The sequence below is a fragment of the Citrobacter sp. Cpo090 genome (assembly GCF_030332665.1).
Classification (GTDB): Bacteria; Pseudomonadota; Gammaproteobacteria; order Enterobacterales; family Enterobacteriaceae; genus Citrobacter; species Citrobacter portucalensis.
In genome coordinates this window covers 1-20,787 of the sequence record NZ_JAOWHK010000028.1, presented here as the reverse complement: position 1 = coordinate 20,787, position 20,787 = coordinate 1, and the positions used below count along the sequence as shown (strand labels likewise).

The following is a 20,787-nucleotide window of genomic DNA, read 5'->3' as shown; positions in this document are numbered from 1 at the left end:
TTATTTGCTGTCTTTACCGACATGCAGAATGGCGAGGAACGCTTCCTGCGGCAGTTCGACGTTACCGATCTGCTTCATGCGCTTTTTACCCTCTTTCTGTTTTTGCAGCAGCTTTTTCTTACGGCTGATATCGCCACCGTAGCATTTCGCCAGAACGTTTTTACGCAGTTGCTTAACCGTTGAACGCGCGATGATGTGCGTGCCGATGGCCGCCTGAATCGCGATATCAAACTGCTGACGAGGGATCAGATCTTTCATCTTCTCGACCAGCTCACGACCACGGCTCTGGGAGTTGTCGCGGTGAGTGATCAGCGCCAGCGCATCGACACGCTCGTTGTTGATGAGGACATCAACACGCACCATGTCAGACGCCTGGAAGCGTTTGAAGTTATAGTCCAGCGACGCATAGCCACGAGAGGTCGACTTCAGACGGTCGAAGAAGTCGAGTACGACTTCTGCCATCGGAATCTCATAGGTCAGCGCCACCTGGTTACCGTGGTAAACCATGTTAGTCTGGACGCCACGCTTCTCGATACACAGGGTGATGACGTTGCCAAGGTAAGCCTGCGGCAGCAGCATGTGACACTCAGCGATCGGCTCACGCAGTTCGTAGATATTGTTCAGCGGCGGCAGCTTGGACGGGCTATCGACGTAGATAGTCTCTTTCGCCGTGGTTTCAACTTCGTAGACTACTGTCGGCGCGGTCGTGATCAGATCCAGATCGTATTCACGCTCAAGACGTTCCTGAATGATCTCCATATGAAGCAGACCAAGGAAGCCACAACGGAAGCCAAAGCCCAGCGCGGTAGAGCTTTCCGGTTCATAGAACAGGGAGGCGTCGTTCAGGCTCAGCTTGCCAAGCGCATCACGGAAGTTTTCGTAGTCGTCAGAGCTCACCGGGAACAGACCGGCGTAAACCTGCGGCTTCACTTTTTTAAAGCCTGGCAGCGGTTTGTCTGCCGGGTTACGCGCCTGCGTCAGGGTATCGCCAACCGGTGCGCCAAGAATGTCTTTAATCGCACAAACCAACCAACCTACCTCGCCGCATTTCAGCTCGGTACGGTCAACCTGTTTTGGCGTGAAGATACCCAGACGGTCGGCGTTATAGACCTGACCGGTGCTCATCACTTTAATTTTGTCGCCTTTACGCATGGTGCCGTTTTTAATACGCACCAGCGACACCACTCCAAGGTAGTTGTCGAACCAGGAGTCGATGATCAGCGCCTGCAATGGGCCTTCAGGGTCGCCTTCCGGCGGCGGAATGTCGCGTACCAGACGTTCAAGAACGTCAGTGACGCCAACGCCGGTTTTCGCCGAGCAGCGAACTGCGTCAGTTGCATCAATACCGACGATATCTTCGATCTCTTCCGCTACGCGTTCAGGATCGGCGGCTGGCAGGTCAATTTTGTTCAGTACCGGCACCACTTCCAGATCCATTTCCATGGCGGTATAGCAGTTAGCCAGGGTCTGCGCTTCAACACCCTGCCCGGCATCAACCACCAGCAGTGCACCTTCACAGGCGGCAAGCGAGCGGGAAACTTCATACGAGAAGTCAACGTGACCCGGAGTGTCGATAAAGTTAAGCTGATAGGTTTCACCATCAGATGCTTTGAAATCGAGCGTCACGCTCTGCGCTTTGATAGTAATACCGCGCTCACGCTCAAGATCCATCGAGTCGAGAACCTGCGCTTCCATTTCACGGTCAGACAGGCCACCGCAGATCTGGATAATACGGTCAGACAGCGTCGATTTACCGTGGTCGATGTGAGCTATGATTGAAAAGTTACGTATGTTCTTCATATAGTGTAATTATTGTGCCTTACGCCCGCCGGAGCAGGCTCTGAGAAGTCGCTGATCTGAGCTTAACGTCTGTTTAAGTGAAACGCCGCATTCTACACTACAACGCTGAGGCGAGGAAATGTTCATAGAGCAAGGATAGCGGGAACTGGAAACAACTTTGCAAAGTCGGTGAAACTTTTGCCGGATGGCGGCATAAACGTCTTATCCGGCCTACGTCTGCATCTGAGCACGCTGTAGGCCTGATAAGCGCAACGCCATCAGGCAAAGATATCACTGCTGGGTTTCGACGCGAATAAGATCGGGTGGGAGAGCAACGTTCAGAATGACCGGCTGCCAGGCTTCGCGTTCAGCAAGCTTACGAGAGTATCCACGAGCAATCAGGAAGCCGCCCACGCCCCCCAGCACTGCGCCGCTTAATGCCGCAAGATCGGAACCAAACAGCACCTGGAACAGCGCCGCGAAAAGAAACAGTCCTGCCAACGGAGACATGTAGACCAGCATCGCCGATCCCAGCAGGCTACCTTCGGCAATGCCCAGTTCAACTTTTTGACCAGGGGTCAAGGGTTCGTCGCAGGGCACCACGATGGTATGCGTGGTCTGTGGCCCCAGTTTGTTCAGCACGCGGCTCCCGCATCCGGCCCGGGAAGCACAGCTGCTACATGATGCTTTAACATCACAGCTGACCGTCGCCAGTCCATTTTGCCAGGAGACGACCGTCGCCCACTCTTTAATCATTGTGCTGCCCTGAACTTGATATTGTCCGCGATACGCTTCGCCGTTTGCGGTGGAAGCTCGCCCACAATCGTAATTTCCGCGTTATCACGCACGCTGGTGCTGACCGTTCTACGGCCGGTACGCAGCAGTTGATCGGCGCTATTCTGCGTCGCACGGTTCACGTTCACGGAGAAACTAAACAGGCCATCAGAATAAAGGCGTGATTCAATTGGCATGTTATCCATCGTCGGCAGCGGACGTCGACTGCTTGAGACCTCACTGAAACCTTGCGGCAACCACGACGGACTCCAGTTGAAGTTGGTTTTCTCCCCCGCAGGAACCGACAGCAACGGTGGTAAATTCGCTTTTGCTAACGTCTGCATGCTGTCGCTAACACCGTTATTCACGGTAAAGGCGATGACGCGGAACTGTTCCAGCGTTTCGCCATCACGATCGAGGAGATCGACACGCATTGGCAGCTTGGTCTCCGTGTCCATCCAAACGATATAGCTGTAACGGGTGCCGTCACGCGCCACAACGCGGATCACTTCACAGAGCCGATCGGCAATACGGGTGCGGCCTACTGAGATAAAATCATAGTAGGGAGCAAGGCGTTTGAAATCGGTGTAAATCAGGGATGGCAGAGAATCAACGATATAATCGCCGTTCAGCGTGAACGGTTCGAGACCAGGCTCAAAATAGCTAATTTCGTTGCCGCGTTGCACCACTTCCCGGCGCGGTCCATCCATTTGTAATAGTTGCGCGAGTGGACGGTTATCCTGGCGGGCATGACGATAACGTAGGGATTCAACACCCTGCTTATTGATGCTGACAAATGACAGCTCATAGGTTAGCGACTGGCTGGCCAGATTCATCTGCTGCAACAACGCCCCGGACGCAGGATTGGCCGAGGCGTTTACAGAGAAGAACAGGCTACCAGCCACAAGTGACATGGCAAACCAAAGTTGCTTCATTACTGCGATTGCGTTCCTAAAGTTTGAATTCCTGGCACCTGCACAGCGGCTTGCTGTGTTTGCGCCTGCTCAAACTGAAGCTGTTCAGAGTGCAGTCGACGTTGCAGTTCGTAATCTTGCAACATGGCATTAATACGACGACGCTGCTCCTGTACCTGCTGTTGCTGACCGCCACTTGCCGTCGCGTCAGAAGGTACACCCAGGCTTACCGGACTGGCTTTACCCATCATCGGTAATGTATTAAATACCGGTGTTTCGGGCTGCTGGGACGTTTCAGATTGCCCATTATAGTGCTGGACGCCAACGATAACTGCAAGTGATACGCACGCGGCCACACCCATTTGGGTAAGCTGCGCGGCCCACGGACGCATTTTCTTCCAGAATGGCATTTTCTGCCACTGGTGCGGTGCTGGCTGGGCCTCAGGAATCAATGGCGCCGTCTGACGTACTGGCTCATCCTGGATGGCGGCCATTACGCGGGCGGAAATATCGAAATGGAGAACGTCGGCGGTATCACCTCGCATGGAATCGCGAATCAGGTGATAACTCTCCCAGGTTTTTTGCATTTCCGGGTCGTGAGTTAGCTCTTTGAGTAACTCAGTATCCAGCGTTTCGCCATCCATTAAAGCGGAAAGTTTCTCTTTCTGCATGCCTAATACCTTTTCCAGTATCCCGCTATCGTCAACGCCTGATAAGCGGTTGAACTTTATTATCAATAGCTTCCCTCGCTCGGAAGATACGTGAACGCACCGTACCTACCGGACAATCCATGATAGCGGCTATCTCTTCATAGCTCAGGCCATCCAGCTCCCGCAAGGTTATTGCCATGCGTAAATCTTCCGGGAGGGACTCAATAGTTCGGAAAACTATCTGTCTCAGTTCTTCTGACAACATTAAGTTCTCAGGGTTCGAAATTTCTTTCAGCGCACCGCCACTTTCGTAATTTTCTGCTTCAATCGCATCAATATCACTTGAAGGTGGACGACGCCCCTGAGCGACCAGGTAATTCTTCGCTGTATTGACTGCAATACGATACAGCCAGGTATAAAAAGCACTATCTCCCCGGAACGAGTCCAGCGCACGATAGGCTTTGATAAATGCTTCTTGTACTACATCGGGTACATCACCCGACGGTACATAGCGAGAAACCAGACTCGCCACCTTATGCTGATAGCGCACTACCAGTAGGTTAAAGGCTTTCTGATCTCCCTTCTGGACCCGTTCTACCAGGACCTGGTCCGTTAACTGCTCGCTCATCCGAGGTAAAGTCTCCCCAAACCAAATTTCCACGCGCCTTCGAAACGCCACTCCATCAGCTTCACTATGAGCAAGCAAATGCTTAGAGTGCTCAAGTTTCGTAAAGTTCCGTTACGCATTGTTTTTTGTTTGTCATGTTGTAGACAGGTCTTATCTCTCATTATAAGTCTACATAACCCGATCAACGCACTATCTGTACAGAAATGCCCATTTCACCGCTTGCAGAGTAACCCAACGGGCACTTTATTTCATCACATAATCTGATGCTAACGGCCTGCTTCACAAAATATTTTTGCCTATTTAGCCCTCATCATGCTTTTCTTTCATGTTTAGTCATTGCAACACATTTAAAAATAAAACGTGCAGTATCGCACAATGTGGTGCTATGGTGACCAAACACTGTTTAGTAAATTAAACAAAAATCATGAATACGACTCCTGAATTATCCTGTGACGTGCTGATCATTGGCAGCGGGGCTGCCGGACTCTCACTGGCGCTGCGCCTGGCTGAAAAACATCAGGTTATTGTGCTGAGCAAAGGGCCGGTCAGCGAAGGCTCGACATTTTATGCCCAGGGCGGTATTGCCGCTGTTTTCGATGAAACCGACAGTATCGACTCCCACGTTGAAGATACGCTGATTGCCGGGGCCGGGCTGTGCGATCGCCATGCGGTTGAATTTGTCGCCAGCAATGCCCGCACCTGCGTTCAATGGCTTATCGATCAGGGCGTCTTATTTGATACGCAGGTTCAGCCTAACGGCGAAGAGAGTTATCACCTGGCCCGTGAAGGCGGTCACAGCCATCGACGCATCCTGCACGCTGCGGATGCTACCGGCAAAGAAGTCGAAACCACCCTCGTCAGCCAGGCACAAAATCATCCCAATATCCGGGTTCTTGAGCGCAGTAATGCTGTCGACCTGATTGTCTCCGATAAAATCGGTCTGCCGGGAACGCGTCGGGTTGTCGGCGCATGGATCTGGAATCGTAATAAAGAAGCCGTCGAAACCTGCCATGCGAAGTCGGTAGTGTTGGCCACCGGCGGTGCGTCAAAGGTGTATCAATACACCACCAATCCGGATATTTCATCGGGTGACGGAATTGCAATGGCCTGGCGCGCGGGATGTCGCGTCGCCAACCTGGAGTTTAACCAGTTTCACCCGACAGCGCTGTATCATCCGCAGGCGCGCAATTTTCTGCTGACCGAAGCGTTGCGCGGCGAAGGCGCACACCTGAAGCGCCCTGACGGTTCACGCTTTATGCCCGATTTTGACGAGCGTGGCGAACTGGCTCCCCGCGATATTGTCGCCCGCGCCATTGACCATGAAATGAAGCGTCTGGGTGCCGATTGCATGTTCCTCGATATCAGCCATAAGCCGGAAGAATTTGTTCGTCAGCATTTCCCGATGATTTATGAAAAGTTGCTGGGACTGGGCATTGATTTAACCAAAGAGCCGGTTCCCATCGTGCCTGCCGCGCACTATACCTGCGGCGGCGTGATGGTTGATGACTTTGGCCGTACCGATGTCGACGGGCTGTATGCGATCGGCGAAGTAAGTTACACCGGCCTGCATGGCGCCAACCGGATGGCATCAAACTCATTGCTGGAGTGTCTGGTTTACGGCTGGTCCGCGGCTGAAGATATCGACAGGCGCATGCCTTATGCTCGCGGCGTTAGCACGCTCCCGGGCTGGGATGAAAGCCGGGTAGAAAATCCGGATGAGTTGGTTGTTATCCAGCATAACTGGCATGAGCTACGGCTGTTTATGTGGGATTACGTCGGTATTGTGCGTACGACCAAGCGCCTGGAGCGCGCCCTGCGCCGTATCACCATGCTGCAACAGGAAATCGACGAGTATTATGCCCATTTTCGCGTGTCGAACAATTTGCTGGAACTGCGTAACCTGGTGCAGGTTGCCGAGCTGATTGTCCGCTGCGCAATGATGCGCAAAGAGAGTCGGGGCCTGCACTACACGCTGGATTATCCAGAGCAGCTTCCAGAAGCCGGCCCGTCCATTCTCTCGCCGCTAAGTCATCACATAAACAGGTAAAATGCCTGGGTCAGCGCCGTGTAACCTTCAGAGTAACGTTGGTCTGGCCCACGAATCACCAGCCTGTCGCTAAAGCACTCCCCGGCCTGCGGGGAGAATGCCAGCAATACCCGATGCGGTAGTCGAGCTTCCGTTTCTGCTACATCCGTACGTAATCGCAGATGCCAGCCCATACTTAATGCCTGCTGGGTAAACGCGTTCCCAATCTGTTCCGGCAGCACGACACAAAAAAAACCTTCTTCCGTAATACTGTCCGCCGCCAGCGTAAGCAACGCCTGGTGATCGAGCGTGGTGGTATAGCGCGCCTGCTCGCGTTGCGGTGTAGCACATTCCACGCCCTGTTCATAATAGGGAGGGTTGCTGATTATCAAATCAAAACGCACGGTCTGACGCGGTATCCACTGCTGCGCATCTTCTGTATGAACACTCACGCGATGCATCCACGGAGATTGCGCGATGTTCTCCTGCGCCTGCTGCGCGGCGTCGACATCAAGCTCCACGGCGTCAATGATGACGTTTTCATCAGTGCGCTGGGCCAGCATCAGCGCCAACAGGCCGCTCCCGGTACCAATATCCAGGATCCGCTTTACGCCCGCAACGGGAGCCCAGGCCCCCAATAAAATACCGTCTGTTCCGACTTTCATTGCACAGCGATCGTGTGCCACAAAAAACTGCTTAAAAGTAAATCCATTACGTCTCAGTACGGATGTAGACTGGGGCATGAAGAACAACCTTCCTGGAAAAAAAACGATAACATAGGATAAAAACAATACCTGAGAAGGTATATCCATACAAACAGATGAAGATTGCAGCCGTAACGTCTATAATCAGCGCCCCACTCAGAGGTAGAACATGACTGTAACGACTTTTTCCGAACTTGAACTCGATGAAAGCCTTCTGGATGCCCTCCAGGAAAAAGGTTTCACTCGCCCGACCGCCATTCAGGCTGCCGCCATTCCGCCTGCGCTCGATGGCCGTGATGTACTCGGTTCTGCGCCGACAGGCACCGGTAAAACGGCGGCATATTTGCTGCCAGCGTTGCAGCACCTGCTCGACTTCCCGCGCAAGAAATCTGGTCCGCCGCGCATTTTAATCCTGACGCCAACGCGCGAACTGGCGATGCAGGTTGCCGAACACGCTCGTGAACTGGCGAAGAATACGCATCTGGATATCGCTACGATTACCGGCGGCGTGGCTTACATGAACCACATGGAAGTCTTTAGCGCAAACCAGGACATCGTGGTTGCCACCACGGGTCGTCTGCTGCAATACATTAAAGAAGAAAACTTCGACTGCCATGCGGTTGAGACGCTAATTCTCGATGAAGCTGACCGTATGCTGGACATGGGCTTTGCCCAGGACATCGAGCATATCGCCGGTGAAACCCGCTGGCGTAAGCAAACCATGCTGTTCTCTGCCACGCTGGAAGGCGATGCGATTAAAGATTTTGCCGAGCGTCTGTTGGAAGATCCGGTTGAAGTCTCTGCGGATCCGTCCACCCGCGAACGCAAGAAGATCCATCAGTTTTACTACCGTGCCGATGACATCGAGCACAAAACTGCCATGCTGATCCACCTGTTAAAACAGCCGGAAGCGACTCGCTCGATTGTCTTTGTACGCAAACGCGAGCGTGTGCACGAACTGGCAGGCTGGCTGCGCCAGGCGGGCATTAATAACTGCTATCTCGAAGGCGAGATGGTGCAGAACAAACGTAACGAAGCGATCAAACGCCTGACCGATGGCCGAGTGAACGTGCTGGTAGCAACCGACGTTGCCGCTCGCGGGATCGATATTCCTGACGTCAGCCACGTGTTTAACTTCGACATGCCGCGCAGTGGCGATGCCTATCTGCACCGTATTGGCCGTACCGGTCGTGCTGGCCGTAAAGGCACTGCGATCTCTTTGGTTGAAGCGCACGACCATCTGCTGCTCGGCAAAGCGAGCCGCTATATTGACGAGCCGCTGAAAGCACGCGTCATCGACGAACTGCGTCCAACCACGCGCGCGCCAAGTGAGAAATCTAACGGTAAGCCATCCAAGAAAGTGCTGGCGAAGCGCGCTGAGAAAAAGGCGAAAGAGAAAGAGAAGCCGCGGGTGAAAAAACGTCACCGCGACGCCAAAAATATCGGCAAACGTCGTAAGCCGAGCGGAGCTGCTACCCAGCAGTCCGACAAAGAGTAAACCGAATGCCGGGCGATTTAGCCCGGCATTTTTTCACTTAATGTAAAACTCTCTTCAATACACTCAAGAAACACCCGCATCGCCGGGCTAACGACTTTTCCGGCATGATAACCGCACAATGCTGTAATGAGCTCAGGCTTTTCACTGAACGGTAATTCAATCAATTCCCCTGAACGTAGCTCCTTCTCGACGGCAAAACGCGGCAAAAAGCTGACCCCAAGATTTGCCGATACGCACTGCTTAATGCTTTCAATGCTCCATAACTCAATGGTGTTTTCCAACGTAATCTGTCGTTTACGCAGTAGCCCCTCGAAGCGTTGTCTGAAAATACATTGCGGCTCATTAATGATAAAACTGCAGGGAATGTGCTGGTTATGCTGGGTAAAATCAACGTGCTGAAGCAGTGGCGAAGCAACTAATGCCAGTGACTGATCGCCAAGCGGCATCAACTCCAGGGCATCGTCATTACCCACACGATAAAACACCCCCAGATCGACCTCATCACTGAGCAACGCGTCACGAATGACATAACAATTGAGCGACTGTAAAGACAACCGCACATGAGGCGCACGTTGTTTAAAACGCTGTAAAACCTGTGGCATTTTATACGCCAGCAGCGTTTCGCCTGTCGCGACACGTAGATCGCCGCCCGGCTGCGCATCCTGTTGTGCCGACTGTCGAATCGATGCCATCACGCGCGTCAGGTCATGGATATGCGGCATAAGCCGTTTCCCCTCACTGGTGAGACACATCCGGCGACCAATTTTTTCAAACAACTGCACCGAAAGCTCTTGCTCAAGCTGTTGAATATGAAAGGTAACTGTTGATTGTGTACAGCACAGTTTTTGTGATGCACGCAGAAACGAGCCCTCTTCCACCACCGTTTTTAGCGTAATAAACCGACGTAAATCCATCCACACCAACCCATCGAAAATATCGAACTCAGAATGCAAAAACATTCATTTTTTTTAATGTTTTTCCTCGGGTACTGTCTATCAAAACAGAGGAGATAACAAGTGACCCCCACGCTTTTAAGTGCATTCTGGACCTATACATTGATTACCGCGCTAACCCCCGGACCAAACAACATCCTCGCGCTCAGTGCCGCGACGTCACACGGTTTTCGTCAGAGTACACGCGTACTGGCCGGAATGAGTCTGGGCTTTTTATTCGTCATGCTAATGTGCGCCGGGATTTCATTTTCACTGGCGGTCATGGATCCAGCCATCATCCATTGGCTCAGTTGGGCGGGAGCTGCTTATATCCTGTGGCTGGCGCTGAAGATCGCCACCAGCCCGACATCAAACGATAGATTGCAGTCAGAGCCCATTAGCTTCTGGGCAAGTTTTGGCTTGCAGTTTGTTAACGTGAAAATCATTTTGTACGGCATTACCGCGTTATCCACGTTTGTATTACCGTACACTCAGGACGCACACTGGCTGATTGGGGTAAGTATTCTGTTGGCGCTGATCGGCACCTTCGGGAATGCATGCTGGGCGCTGGCAGGCCATCTTTTTCAGCGCGTTTTTCGCCGTTACGGTCGACAGTTGAATATCATTCTGGCGCTGCTGTTGGTGTATTGTGCGGTGAGGATCTTTTACTAACGGACGTAAAAAAGCGGAAGACACGCTGGCATCTTCCGCTTTCAGATTCTCTGCTAAACGGGGTTATTCCCCGTGAGCCTTACAGGCTCTCAGTAAAGGTACGAGCAATAACGTCGCGCTGCTGTTCTGGGGTCAGAGAGTTGAAACGCACTGCATAACCAGAAACACGGATGGTCAGCTGCGGATATTTTTCCGGATGCTTAACTGCATCTTCCAGCGTTTCGCGACGCAGAACGTTTACGTTCAGGTGCTGACCACCTTCCACGCGGACTTCCGGCTGTACGTCTACCGGTACTTCACGGTATTCGATTTCGCCCAGTTTGCTGACTGCAACGACTTCATCAGCATTGAAACCTGCTTTCGCAACGATGCAGCGTGCTTCGCCTTTTTCGCTGTCCAGCAGCCAGAAAGAGTTCAGCAGGTCGTCGTTTGCAGCTTTAGTAATCTGGATACCTGTAATCATTTGATGCCTCCCCGGCAAAATTATTTGATCTCGGTTGGCCGTCATCCGGCCAATTGGTAAAACCATTGTTGCTTGAGTGTATATATACCCCTCACACACCCTTGATTCTTTGATTTAAATCAATAAAAACCACACATGAAAAGTGGTGATAGGTGGATTTTATTGTTTTACATCAACTTACGCCATGTACGCAGCTAAACTTTTTACATAAATTTTCAACTATCTTTAAGGGGTAGACCATTGAGAAACGTACAGAATTTTGCGACGTCGAAAGAAGCAGTTAAGCTAGGGGGATTGAAAATTCGCAGGAGAGCGAGATGGCCACCGAATTAACCTGGCACGATGTGCTGGCTGAAGAGAAACAGCAGCCTTATTTTGTTAACACACTGCATACTGTTGCCGGCGAGCGTCAGTCGGGTATGACAATTTATCCGCCGCAAAAAGATGTGTTTAACGCTTTTCGCTTTACCGAGCTTGGCGACGTAAAAGTTGTCATCCTGGGTCAGGATCCTTACCACGGTCCAGGCCAGGCACACGGTCTCGCGTTCTCTGTCCGCCCAGGTATTGCCACTCCACCCTCGTTGCTGAACATGTACAAAGAGCTGGAGGCAACGATTCCAGGCTTCACGCGCCCAGCGCACGGATATCTGGAAAGCTGGGCACGCCAGGGGGTACTGTTACTCAACACCGTACTCACCGTCCGCGCCGGTCAGGCACATTCTCACGCCAGCCTTGGGTGGGAAACATTTACCGATAAAGTCATCAGCCTGATTAACCAACATCGGGAAGGCGTGGTTTTCCTGCTCTGGGGTTCTCACGCACAGAAGAAAGGCGCGATTATTGATACGCAGCGTCACCATGTGTTGAAAGCGCCCCACCCATCACCGCTCTCTGCGCATCGCGGTTTCTTTGGCTGCAATCACTTTGTTCTGGCGAATGAGTGGCTGGAACAACGAGGTGAAAAGCCGATTGACTGGATGCCGGTATTACCCGCAGAAAGTGAGTAAAAAAATGCCAGCGATTCGCTGGCATTTTTGTTATCAGGCTTTGTTCTGACGCCACCACTCCGCGAGCAGCACGCCTGTTGCCACAGAAACGTTGAGCGTTTCTACCTTGCCAGTGCCGTCAATTGCAACGCACAGGTCGTCGGCTGAACATGCTGCTTCTGGCAGAGCTTCACGCTCACGCCCTAATACCAGCACCATTTTTTCCGGCAGCGTGGTAGTAAACAGCGGTTTGCCTTTCGCGCTTGAGGTCATCACAACCGTGTAACCCGCCTGGCGGAAGTCGTCCAGTACATCAACGATGCTGTCACCGGTGATAGGTTGAACGTGCTCAGCCCCGCCCTCAGCGGTACGGATAGCCGCACCTGATTCCAGCAGCGCCGCATCCTGAACCACTACGCCTTTCACACCGAAGTGCGCGCAGCTACGCATCATGCCGCCCAGGTTATGCGGGTTAGCGATATCTTCCAGTGCCAGCACGCAATCCTGCGCCCCTGCCTGTCCGACCCACTGCTTAACGGTAGTACCGTTACGTTTTTTGATCAGGAAACAGACGCCACCGTGATGTTCTGTGCCAGAGGCTTTCGCCAGCTCGGCTTCGTCAACCACGTGATAGGCTTTGCGGTTTGCCGCCATCCAGCGTAATGCTTCTTTAAAGCGTGGGGTTACGCTCTGAACAAACCAGGCGCGGACGATGGCGTCCGGACGACTCTGGAACAGAGCCTGACAGGCATTCTCACCGTAAACGCGGGTTTCTTCCGCGCGCTGACGGCGTAATACTTCAGGATCGATAAAGCTCTTACCGCTAATACCGCCGTGATCGGCTTTATCCGCTGCGTCATCATTCGGTGCGCGGGACACGGTACGCCACGGTGAATCTTCACGTCTGCGGTCACGTTCTACATCGCGGTCACGACCACGTTCACGACCGCGTTCGCTGTTCGGACCCTTTCGGTCATCACGGGCAGGGCGACGACCGCCTTCGGCTCGGGAAGTACCGGGGCGACCGCCGCCTTTGCCAGTACGTGGATTTTGGGTGCGTTTATCCGAGTCATCGTCACTGCGGACGTACATCACTTTGACCTTGCCGTTTTTGTTCTTCAGTTCGTCGCTCATGTTTTTCTCCACCTGCTCTGCGCGAAGCGCGCAGATTACCCGATGTGCACGTCGTTAGCCATTATTTCATTTAAAAGCTAAGGACTATTGTACTCATTGAATAAAACGCATTGTTGTTTAGAACAGACTCCCCGATAATATGTAACATAATAGAAACATACTGGCGTTCCTGCCGTGAAGTCCACTCCACTCATCCAGAGGTTAGTTATGAATACCGTTTGTACCAGCTGCCAGGCTATCAACCGCATCCCCGACGATCGTGTCCAGGAAGCGGCTAAATGCGGACGCTGTGGTCACGACCTGTTTGATGGGGAGGTGATCAATGCGACCGGTGAAACACTGGATAAACTGTTAAAAGACGATCTCCCGGTGGTCGTTGACTTTTGGGCCCCCTGGTGTGGTCCATGTCGTAACTTCGCCCCAATTTTTGAAGATGTCGCGGAAGAGCGTAGCGGTAAAGTGCGTTTCGTTAAAGTGAATACGGAAGCCGAGCGTGAACTCAGCGCCCGTTTCGGTATCCGCAGCATTCCGACCATCATGATCTTCAGAAAAGGTGAAATCGTCGACATGCTTAACGGCGCTGTACCAAAAGCCCCGTTTGATAGCTGGCTTAACGAATCATTATAATCTCTACGGGGCGCATCTTGTGCCCCGTTTTCACCTCTGCGACAATAGCGTTTTTCAACGTGTTTCCCCATGACCGATAACGCTGTTCTTCAGTTACGCGCAGAGCGCCTCGCGCGCGCCACGCGTCCTTTCCTTGCCCGAGGTAATCGCGTTCGCCGCTGTCAGCGCTGCCTGCTGCCGCAGAAACTCTGCTTGTGCGCAACGCTGGTGCCCTCTGAGGCAAAAAGTCGCTTTTGTCTGGTGATGTTTGATACCGAGCCAATGAAGCCCAGCAACACGGGGCGTTTAATTGCTGATATTCTGCCCGATACCACGGCTTTTCAGTGGTCACGCACCGAGCCGCCGCAGGCGCTACTGGAACTGGTGAAAAATCCGGATTACCAGCCGATGGTTGTATTCCCGGCCTCCTATGCGGGCGAAGAGCGTGAAGTGATTTTCACGCCACCAGCCGGTAAGCCTCCATTGTTTATCATGCTCGACGGCACCTGGCCTGAGGCGCGTAAAATGTTCCGCAAAAGCCCGTACCTTGATAACCTGCCGGTGATCTCCGTTGATTTATCACGCCTTTCTGCTTACCACCTGCGTGGCGTTCACGCCGAAGGGCAATATTGCACTGCCGAAGTGGCCATCGCCTTGTTGGATCTGGCGGGAGATACGCAAGCCGCAGAAGGGTTAAGCGATCATTTTACTCGCTTTAAAACCCGCTACCTGGCAGGAAAAACTCAACATCAGGGAAGCATCACAGCAGATTCATCAGAAAACGTTTAAAATCATTCGGTCACTGGTGTCATTAAGGAAGCCGATATGAGTCAGCGTGGTCTGGAAGCACTACTGCGACCGAAATCTATTGCGGTGATTGGGGCATCAATGAAGCCTAATCGCGCGGGTTACCTGATGATGCGTAACCTGCTTGCCGGCGGTTTCAATGGACCTGTTTTACCGGTGACGCCCGCATGGAAAGCGGTGTTGGGCGTACTGGCGTGGCCCAATATCAACAGCCTGCCTTTTAGCCCGGATCTCGCCGTGTTGTGTACCAATGCCAGCCGTAACCTGGCGTTACTCGAAGCGCTTGGCGAGAAAGGCTGTAAAACCTGCATTATTCTCTCAGCTCCCACGGCGCAGCACGCAGAACTGCTGGCCTGCGCATCACGCTACAACATACGTTTGCTGGGCCCCAACAGCCTGGGGCTTCTCGCGCCCTGGCAGGGACTTAACGCCAGCTTTTCCCCCGTCCCGATTAAGCGCGGCAAGCTGGCTTTTATCTCTCAATCCGCCGCCGTATCCAATACCATACTCGACTGGGCACAGCAGAGAGAAATGGGCTTTTCTTACTTTATCGCACTGGGTGATAGCCTGGATATCGACGTTGATGAGTTGCTGGATTACCTCGCGCGCGACAGCAAAACCAGCGCGATATTGCTGTATCTCGAACATTTAAGTGATGCCCGGCGCTTTGTTTCCGCCGCCCGCAGCGCCTCGCGCAATAAACCTATTCTGGTGATTAAGAGCGGCCGCAGCCCTGCAGCGCAACGTTTACTGCATACCAGCGCCGGGATGGATCCTGCGTGGGATGCAGCTATTCAGCGCGCCGGTTTATTACGCGTGCAAGACACTCACGAGTTGTTTTCGGCGGTCGAAACCTTAAGCCACATGCGTCCACTACGTGGCGACAGGCTGATGATCATCAGCAATGGGGCCGCGCCTGCCGCACTGGCACTAGATGAACTGTGGTCAAAAAATGGCAAGTTGGCAACGTTGAGTGAAGACACTTGCCAGAAATTACGCGATGCATTGCCTGAACATGTTGATATCGCCAACCCGCTGGATCTGCGTGATGACGCCAGCAGCGAACACTACGTTAAGACGCTGGATATTTTGCTCGCCAGCCAGGATTTCGACGCGTTGATGGTGATTCATTCACCCAGCGCAGCCGCTCCCGGAACCGAAAGCGCACAGGCATTGATTGAAGCGGTAAAGCATCATCCGCGAGGAAAATTCGTCTCGTTGCTGACCAACTGGTGCGGAGAGTTTTCCTCTCAGGAAGCCCGCAGACTGTTTAGCGAAGCCGGACTGCCTACCTACCGTACGCCAGAAGGGACTATCACCGCATTTATGCATATGGTGGAGTATCGGCGTAACCAGAAGCAGCTACGAGAAACGCCTGCGCTGCCTGACAGCCTGACCTCCAACACCGCCGAAGCGCATAATCTGTTACAGCGGGCGATTGCTGAAGGCGCAACATCGCTTGATACCCATGAAGTGCAGCCGATTTTACAGGCTTATGGCTTACACACGCTGCCAACGTGGATCGCCAGCGACAGCGCGGAAGCCGTACACATCGCGGAGCAAATCGGCTACCCGGTGGCGCTCAAGCTGCGCTCTCCTGATATCCCGCATAAGTCGGAAGTTCAGGGGGTAATGCTCTACCTGCGTACAGCAACAGAAGTGCAGCAGGCTGCCAATGCCATTTTCGATCGGGTAAAAATGGCCTGGCCACAAGCACGCATTCACGGTTTATTAGTACAAAGTATGGCGAATCGCGCTGGTGCTCAGGAACTTCGCGTCGTCGTTGAACACGACCCGGTATTTGGCCCGTTGATTATGCTGGGTGAAGGTGGTGTTGAGTGGCGACCGGAAGATCAAGCCGTGGTGGCATTGCCGCCATTAAATATGAATCTGGCGCGTTATCTGGTGATCCAGGGGATCAAAAATAAAAAGATCCGCGCACGTAGCGCACTGCGCCCATTGGATATCGCCGGGTTGAGCCAACTTCTGGTGCAGGTCTCCAACCTGATCGTCGACTGTCCGGAAATTCAGCGTCTGGATATTCATCCGCTGCTGGCCTCCGCCGGTGAATTTACCGCACTGGATGTCACACTGGACATTGCCCCTTTCACGGGAGATAACGAAAGCAGATTGGCTGTACGTCCCTACCCCCATCAGCTTGAAGAGTGGGTGGAGTTGAAAAACGGCGAGCGCTGTCTGTTCCGCCCCATTTTGCCGGAGGATGAACCTCATCTACAGCAGTTCATTTCTCAAGTGACAAAAGAAGATCTTTATTATCGCTATTTCAGTGAGATCAACGAATTTACCCACGAAGATTTAGCCAATATGACGCAGATCGACTACGATCGGGAAATGGCCTTTGTTGCGGTGCGTTGTAAAGATAATCATGAAGAGATCCTCGGCGTAACGCGAGCGATCTCGGATCCTGATAACGTTGACGCCGAGTTTGCCGTACTGGTTCGTTCCGATCTCAAAGGACTTGGACTGGGTCGCCGATTGATGGAAAAATTAATTGCCTATACTCGAGATCACGGACTTATACGTTTGAATGGTATTACGATGCCGAACAATCGTGGGATGGTCGCCCTGGCCCGAAAACTCGGGTTTGTTGTTGACGTCCAGCTCGAAGAGGGAATTGTTGGGCTAACGCTTAATCTGGCCCAATGTGAGGAATCGTGAGTAAGGTACTGGAAATGTTGACCACATTAATGGGCACTGGTGGTATCATTGCCCGCTTATGTCGTCTGCATAGCACAGAGGACCCTTCAATGAACAGAGAAGAAATGCACTGTGATGTTGTCAAAATTTAAGCGTAATAAACATCAACAACACCTTGCCCAACTACCCAAGATTTCTCAGTCAGTTGATGATGTAGATTTCTTTTATGCTCCCGCTAATTTCAGGGAGACTCTGCTGGAAAAAATAGCCAGCGCGACGCGACGGATCTGCATTATTGCGCTGTACCTGGAACAGGATGACGGTGGTAAAGGCATACTTGACGCTCTCTATGCGGCAAAACGGCAGCGTCCTGAACTGGATGTCCGAGTGCTTGTCGACTGGCACCGAGCCCAGCGCGGTCGTATTGGGGCTGCGGCATCCAATACCAATGCTGACTGGTATTGCCGAATGGCGCAAGAAAACCCTGGTATCGATATTCCTGTCTATGGCGTTCCGATTAACACCCGTGAAGCGCTTGGCGTCCTGCATTTCAAAGGCTTTATTATCGATGACAGCGTCCTGTACAGCGGGGCAAGTCTGAACGATGTTTACCTGCATCAGCATGATAAATATCGCTATGACCGTTATCAGTTGATTCGCAATGCGCAAATGGCCGATATCATGTTCGATTGGGTAGCGCAGAACCTGATGAAAGGTCGCGGCGTTAACCGCCTTGATGATGTTAATCGCCCGAAAAGCCCGGAAATTAAAAACGACATCCGCTTGTACCGTCAGGAACTGCGCGATGCGTCATTCCATTTTCAGGGTGATGCTGATAACGAACAGCTTTCGGTGACGCCTCTGGTGGGCCTTGGGAAATCCAGTCTGTTAAATAAGACCATTTTCCATCTTATGCCCTGCGCGGAGCACAAGCTCACAATCTGTACCCCTTATTTCAACCTGCCCGCCATACTCGTGCGCAATATCATTCAACTGCTGCGTGAAGGGAAAAAGGTTGAAATCATTGTCGGTGATAAAACTGCCAACGACTTTTTCATTCCGGAAGATGAGCCATTCAAGATCATCGGCGCGCTGCCTTATCTGTATGAAATAAATCTGCGCCGCTTCCTGAGCAGATTGCAGTATTATGTGAATACCGACCAGCTGGTCGTACGCCTATGGAAAGATGATGACAACACCTATCATCTGAAAGGTATGTGGGTTGATGATAAATGGATGCTGCTCACCGGCAACAACCTTAACCCTCGCGCCTGGCGTCTGGATCTGGAAAACGCCATCCTTATCCACGATCCTAAGCAAGAGCTCACCCCTCAGCGCGATAAAGAGCTGGAGCTTATCCGTACGCATACGACAGTGGTTAAGCACTATCGCGACCTGCAGAGCATTGCCGACTATCCGGTAAAAGTACGCAAGCTCATCCGTCGACTACGCCGTATTCGTATCGACAGATTGATTAGCCGAATTCTGTAATCAAGACCCCGTCCAGTGACGGGGTTTTTCATATGGGGGAAACGGTGCGCCTGTTCATTCTTACCAGTATCCTGGTCATTTCTGGCTGCAGCCACATGGCTAACGACCAGTGGAGCGGGCAAGACAAAGCTCAACACTTCATCGCCTCTGCCATGCTTGCCGCAGCCGGCAATGAATATGCCCAACATCAGGGCAACAGCCGCGATCGCAGTGCGGCTATTGGCCTGATGTTCTCAGTCAGCCTGGGTGCGTCAAAAGAGCTGTGGGACAGCCGTCCCGCTGGGAGCGGCTGGAGCTGGAAGGACTTCGCCTGGGATGTTGCAGGAGCGTCTACCGGCTATGCTGTCTGGCAACTGGCACATTACTAGAGGCGCAGACCTTTCCCCTTCCCATGCAGCATTAGCGATACTAAAAACGCAACTACTGCCAGCGCAGTGACGTACCAGAAGAATGTCGTTTCCATACCAACAGACTTCAGGGACAACGCCACATATTCAGCTGAACCGCCAAACAGCGCATTGGCCACCGCATAAGATAAGCCAACTCCCAGAGCGCGCACCTGCGCCGGGAACATTTCGGCCTTCAAAATACCGCTGATTGACGTATAGAAACTCACGATTAACAGGGCACACATCACCAGAGCAAACGCCATGTAAGGGGATGTCACGCTTTGCAATGCTGTCAGAATGGGAACGGTGAAAATCGCGGCCAACGCGCCAAAACACAGCATTGAAGTACGTCGACCTATTTTATCTGACAAGGCACCAAACAGCGGTTGTACCAGCATGAACACACACAGTGCCGCCGTCATAATCCCGCTGGCTACGTTGGCATGCATACCGGCTGTGTTAACCAAGTACTTCTGCATATAGGTTGTGAAGGTGTAAAAACACAACGAACCCGCGGCGGTAAAGCCAAGCACCATGACAAAGGCTTTGCGATTACGCCACAGACCTTTCAGAGAGCCCGCTTCTTTCAGCGCGCGAACGTCCTGTTTCGAGGTTTCATCCAACTGGCGACGCAGCCATAGCGCAACAATAGCCAGCACGGCGCCCAACGCAAATGGAATACGCCAACCCCACTCTCTGAGCGCTGAGTCTTCTAACGTTTGCTGTAATATGACCACAACCAGCAATGCCAGTAACTGTCCGCCGATTAACGTTACATACTGGAATGAAGCATAAAAACCTTTCTTACCTTCAACAGCTACTTCACTCATATAGGTCGCGCTGGTTCCGTATTCACCACCGACAGATAACCCCTGGAATAGTCTGGCCAGCAGTAATAGCGCAGGGGCCCAGGTACCGATAGTTTCATACCCCGGTAGACAAGCGATCACCAACGATCCCATACACATCATACAAACGGACAGCAACATGGACTTTTTACGCCCGTGCTTATCTGCGATGCGACCAAACAGCCAGCCACCAATTGGTCGCATCAAGAAGCCTGCGGCAAACACGCCCGCGGTTTGTAAGAGTTGCGTGGTGGTATTTCCGGAGGGAAAAAAGATATGAGCAAAATAAAGAGAACAGAATGAATAGATATAGAAATCAAACCATTCGACCAGATTCCCTGAGGATGCTCCGACAATCGCCCATATACGACGACGGGTATCGCCGTCTGCCAGCGCCCCGTTCTCAGTTACACTACTATCAGCCATTAGAATTGTACCCCTGCCAACGATCGCGTGAATTTATCAATGATGGTTGTGTGTTTTTTAGTGAATTAAATGTTATATAATTGTTATATCTTATTGTGCGGGAAAGATCACGATTTTAATTAGCAGAGAAAGGATTCAGATATTTTCGAGGAAGAGATCCGTGTAATAGATTGAGGATGGTCGATTAAGGCGGTTACGTCGAATCCAGCAATGTACCGCCGGAATTGCCTGATGCGCTGCGCTTATCAGGCCTGCAGAATACGTTCAGTCCGGCGGTTTTTACCCCGCACAGACGCAAAAAAGCCCATCCGTCAGGATGGGCTTCTTCACTTTAATTAATGCCTGGCAGTTTATGGCGGGCGTCCTGCCCGCCACCCTCCGGGCCGTTGCTGCGCAACGTTC

General features: G+C 52.3%; 20 protein-coding genes. 9 read left to right on the top strand and 11 right to left on the bottom strand.

What is annotated here, in order from left to right:
* From lepA to rseD, 6 genes are all read right to left on the bottom strand, one after another.
* Entirely contained in the window at positions 1-1,800 is a 1,800-nt protein-coding gene (gene lepA, locus OGY83_RS11760) for a translation elongation factor 4 (protein ID WP_003037577.1), read from the bottom strand.
* A gap of 270 nt (positions 1,801-2,070) precedes the next feature.
* Positions 2,071-2,535: a SoxR-reducing system protein RseC gene (rseC, locus tag OGY83_RS11755; RefSeq protein ID WP_003037576.1), complete on the bottom strand. Its 465-nt coding sequence runs from the start codon at positions 2,533-2,535 to the stop codon at positions 2,071-2,073.
* Positions 2,532-3,488: a sigma-E factor regulatory protein RseB gene (rseB, locus tag OGY83_RS11750; protein WP_003037575.1), complete on the bottom strand. Its 957-nt coding sequence runs from the start codon at positions 3,486-3,488 to the stop codon at positions 2,532-2,534. The genes rseC and rseB overlap by 4 nt, the downstream gene beginning before the upstream one ends.
* The gene (gene rseA, locus OGY83_RS11745; protein ID WP_008785497.1) at positions 3,488-4,138 is read right to left on the bottom strand and encodes an anti-sigma-E factor RseA; all 651 of its coding nucleotides are present in this window, start codon (positions 4,136-4,138) and stop codon (positions 3,488-3,490) included. Before rseA ends, rseB begins: the two co-directional genes overlap by 1 nt.
* 31 nt (positions 4,139-4,169) lie before the next feature.
* Positions 4,170-4,745 (bottom strand): RNA polymerase sigma factor RpoE, encoded by a 576-nt coding sequence (gene rpoE / locus OGY83_RS11740; protein ID WP_003037573.1) that lies wholly within the window; start codon positions 4,743-4,745, stop codon positions 4,170-4,172.
* A complete protein-coding gene (gene rseD, locus OGY83_RS11735) occupies positions 4,742-4,864 on the bottom strand; it encodes a rpoE leader peptide RseD (protein ID WP_223306697.1) in 123 nt (40 codons plus the stop codon). The genes rpoE and rseD overlap by 4 nt, the downstream gene beginning before the upstream one ends.
* Before the next feature lie 305 nt (positions 4,865-5,169).
* Here rseD and nadB point away from each other — a divergent pair, with 305 nt between their 5' ends.
* On the top strand, positions 5,170-6,792 hold the full coding sequence (gene nadB / locus OGY83_RS11730; protein WP_286635931.1) for an L-aspartate oxidase: 1,623 nt from the start codon (positions 5,170-5,172) through the stop codon (positions 6,790-6,792).
* Here nadB and trmN read toward each other — a convergent pair.
* The gene (gene trmN, locus OGY83_RS11725; protein WP_048215761.1) at positions 6,777-7,514 is read right to left on the bottom strand and encodes a tRNA(1)(Val) (adenine(37)-N(6))-methyltransferase TrmN; all 738 of its coding nucleotides are present in this window, start codon (positions 7,512-7,514) and stop codon (positions 6,777-6,779) included. The genes nadB and trmN overlap by 16 nt on opposite strands.
* Before the next feature lie 130 nt (positions 7,515-7,644).
* Here trmN and srmB point away from each other — a divergent pair, with 130 nt between their 5' ends.
* A complete protein-coding gene (gene srmB, locus OGY83_RS11720; protein WP_079939469.1) occupies positions 7,645-8,973 on the top strand; it encodes an ATP-dependent RNA helicase SrmB in 1,329 nt (442 codons plus the stop codon).
* A gap of 17 nt (positions 8,974-8,990) precedes the next feature.
* Here srmB and OGY83_RS11715 read toward each other — a convergent pair whose 3' ends face one another.
* Complete coding sequence (locus tag OGY83_RS11715; protein ID WP_286635987.1) at positions 8,991-9,887, bottom strand: LysR family transcriptional regulator; 897 nt, start codon at positions 9,885-9,887, stop codon at positions 8,991-8,993.
* A 102-nt stretch (positions 9,888-9,989) separates the two neighbouring features.
* On the opposite strand from OGY83_RS11715, the gene eamB reads away from it, so the two are divergent.
* Entirely contained in the window at positions 9,990-10,577 is a 588-nt protein-coding gene (gene eamB, locus OGY83_RS11710; protein ID WP_123267746.1) for a cysteine/O-acetylserine transporter, read from the top strand.
* 79 nt (positions 10,578-10,656) lie between these two features.
* Here eamB and grcA read toward each other — a convergent pair whose 3' ends face one another.
* Positions 10,657-11,040 carry an autonomous glycyl radical cofactor GrcA gene (gene grcA / locus OGY83_RS11705; RefSeq protein ID WP_003037563.1) on the bottom strand — a complete coding sequence of 128 codons (384 nt, stop codon included), beginning with the start codon at positions 11,038-11,040 and terminating at the stop codon, positions 10,657-10,659.
* Between the two features lie 317 nt (positions 11,041-11,357).
* Between grcA and ung the strand changes: the two genes are divergently transcribed.
* A complete protein-coding gene (gene ung, locus OGY83_RS11700; RefSeq protein WP_079939466.1) occupies positions 11,358-12,047 on the top strand; it encodes a uracil-DNA glycosylase in 690 nt (229 codons plus the stop codon).
* 33 nt (positions 12,048-12,080) lie between these two features.
* On the opposite strand, the gene OGY83_RS11695 is transcribed toward ung, so the two are convergent.
* The gene (locus OGY83_RS11695) at positions 12,081-13,160 is read right to left on the bottom strand and encodes a tRNA/rRNA methyltransferase (protein ID WP_048234691.1); all 1,080 of its coding nucleotides are present in this window, start codon (positions 13,158-13,160) and stop codon (positions 12,081-12,083) included.
* Between the two features lie 207 nt (positions 13,161-13,367).
* Here OGY83_RS11695 and trxC point away from each other — a divergent pair, with 207 nt between their 5' ends.
* From trxC to OGY83_RS11665, 5 genes are all read left to right on the top strand, one after another.
* Positions 13,368-13,787 (top strand): thioredoxin TrxC, encoded by a 420-nt coding sequence (trxC, locus tag OGY83_RS11690; protein WP_003037559.1) that lies wholly within the window; start codon positions 13,368-13,370, stop codon positions 13,785-13,787.
* A gap of 69 nt (positions 13,788-13,856) precedes the next feature.
* Complete coding sequence (tapT, locus tag OGY83_RS11685) at positions 13,857-14,555, top strand: tRNA-uridine aminocarboxypropyltransferase (protein ID WP_191214112.1); 699 nt, start codon at positions 13,857-13,859, stop codon at positions 14,553-14,555.
* Positions 14,556-14,591: 36 nt separating this feature from the next.
* A complete protein-coding gene (locus OGY83_RS11680; protein WP_079939464.1) occupies positions 14,592-17,252 on the top strand; it encodes a bifunctional acetate--CoA ligase family protein/GNAT family N-acetyltransferase in 2,661 nt (886 codons plus the stop codon).
* Between the two features lie 114 nt (positions 17,253-17,366).
* Positions 17,367-18,722, top strand: a complete 1,356-nt coding sequence (pssA, locus tag OGY83_RS11670; RefSeq protein WP_123267748.1) for a CDP-diacylglycerol--serine O-phosphatidyltransferase — start codon at positions 17,367-17,369, stop codon at positions 18,720-18,722.
* Positions 18,723-18,754: 32 nt separating this feature from the next.
* Positions 18,755-19,090 carry a YfiM family lipoprotein gene (locus OGY83_RS11665; RefSeq protein ID WP_370615625.1) on the top strand — a complete coding sequence of 112 codons (336 nt, stop codon included), beginning with the start codon at positions 18,755-18,757 and terminating at the stop codon, positions 19,088-19,090.
* Here OGY83_RS11665 and OGY83_RS11660 read toward each other — a convergent pair.
* Positions 19,087-20,385, bottom strand: coding sequence for an MFS transporter (locus OGY83_RS11660; RefSeq protein ID WP_079939462.1), 1,299 nt, complete (start codon positions 20,383-20,385; stop codon positions 19,087-19,089). The genes OGY83_RS11665 and OGY83_RS11660 overlap by 4 nt on opposite strands.
* Positions 20,386-20,787: the final 402 nt, after the last annotated feature.

What these genes read in the sequence shown, in the direction of transcription:
- trxC (WP_003037559.1), top strand. Translation starts at nt 13,368, where the DNA reads ATGAATACCGTTTGTACCAGCTGCCAGGCTATCAACCGCATCCCCGAC.
- tapT (WP_191214112.1), top strand. Translation starts at nt 13,857, where the DNA reads ATGACCGATAACGCTGTTCTTCAGTTACGCGCAGAGCGCCTCGCGCGC.
- rpoE (WP_003037573.1), bottom strand. Translation starts at nt 4,745, where the DNA reads ATGAGCGAGCAGTTAACGGACCAGGTCCTGGTAGAACGGGTCCAGAAG.
- srmB (WP_079939469.1), top strand. Translation starts at nt 7,645, where the DNA reads ATGACTGTAACGACTTTTTCCGAACTTGAACTCGATGAAAGCCTTCTG.
- OGY83_RS11695 (WP_048234691.1), bottom strand. Translation starts at nt 13,160, where the DNA reads ATGAGCGACGAACTGAAGAACAAAAACGGCAAGGTCAAAGTGATGTAC.
- rseA (WP_008785497.1), bottom strand. Translation starts at nt 4,138, where the DNA reads ATGCAGAAAGAGAAACTTTCCGCTTTAATGGATGGCGAAACGCTGGAT.
- OGY83_RS11665 (WP_370615625.1), top strand. Translation starts at nt 18,755, where the DNA reads ATGGGGGAAACGGTGCGCCTGTTCATTCTTACCAGTATCCTGGTCATT.
- rseB (WP_003037575.1), bottom strand. Translation starts at nt 3,488, where the DNA reads ATGAAGCAACTTTGGTTTGCCATGTCACTTGTGGCTGGTAGCCTGTTC.
- OGY83_RS11715 (WP_286635987.1), bottom strand. Translation starts at nt 9,887, where the DNA reads ATGGATTTACGTCGGTTTATTACGCTAAAAACGGTGGTGGAAGAGGGC.
- trmN (WP_048215761.1), bottom strand. Translation starts at nt 7,514, where the DNA reads ATGCCCCAGTCTACATCCGTACTGAGACGTAATGGATTTACTTTTAAG.
- OGY83_RS11660 (WP_079939462.1), bottom strand. Translation starts at nt 20,385, where the DNA reads ATGGCTGATAGTAGTGTAACTGAGAACGGGGCGCTGGCAGACGGCGAT.
- lepA (WP_003037577.1), bottom strand. Translation starts at nt 1,800, where the DNA reads ATGAAGAACATACGTAACTTTTCAATCATAGCTCACATCGACCACGGT.
- nadB (WP_286635931.1), top strand. Translation starts at nt 5,170, where the DNA reads ATGAATACGACTCCTGAATTATCCTGTGACGTGCTGATCATTGGCAGC.
- ung (WP_079939466.1), top strand. Translation starts at nt 11,358, where the DNA reads ATGGCCACCGAATTAACCTGGCACGATGTGCTGGCTGAAGAGAAACAG.
- pssA (WP_123267748.1), top strand. Translation starts at nt 17,367, where the DNA reads ATGTTGTCAAAATTTAAGCGTAATAAACATCAACAACACCTTGCCCAA.
- rseC (WP_003037576.1), bottom strand. Translation starts at nt 2,535, where the DNA reads ATGATTAAAGAGTGGGCGACGGTCGTCTCCTGGCAAAATGGACTGGCG.
- rseD (WP_223306697.1), bottom strand. Translation starts at nt 4,864, where the DNA reads ATGCGTAACGGAACTTTACGAAACTTGAGCACTCTAAGCATTTGCTTG.
- OGY83_RS11680 (WP_079939464.1), top strand. Translation starts at nt 14,592, where the DNA reads ATGAGTCAGCGTGGTCTGGAAGCACTACTGCGACCGAAATCTATTGCG.
- grcA (WP_003037563.1), bottom strand. Translation starts at nt 11,040, where the DNA reads ATGATTACAGGTATCCAGATTACTAAAGCTGCAAACGACGACCTGCTG.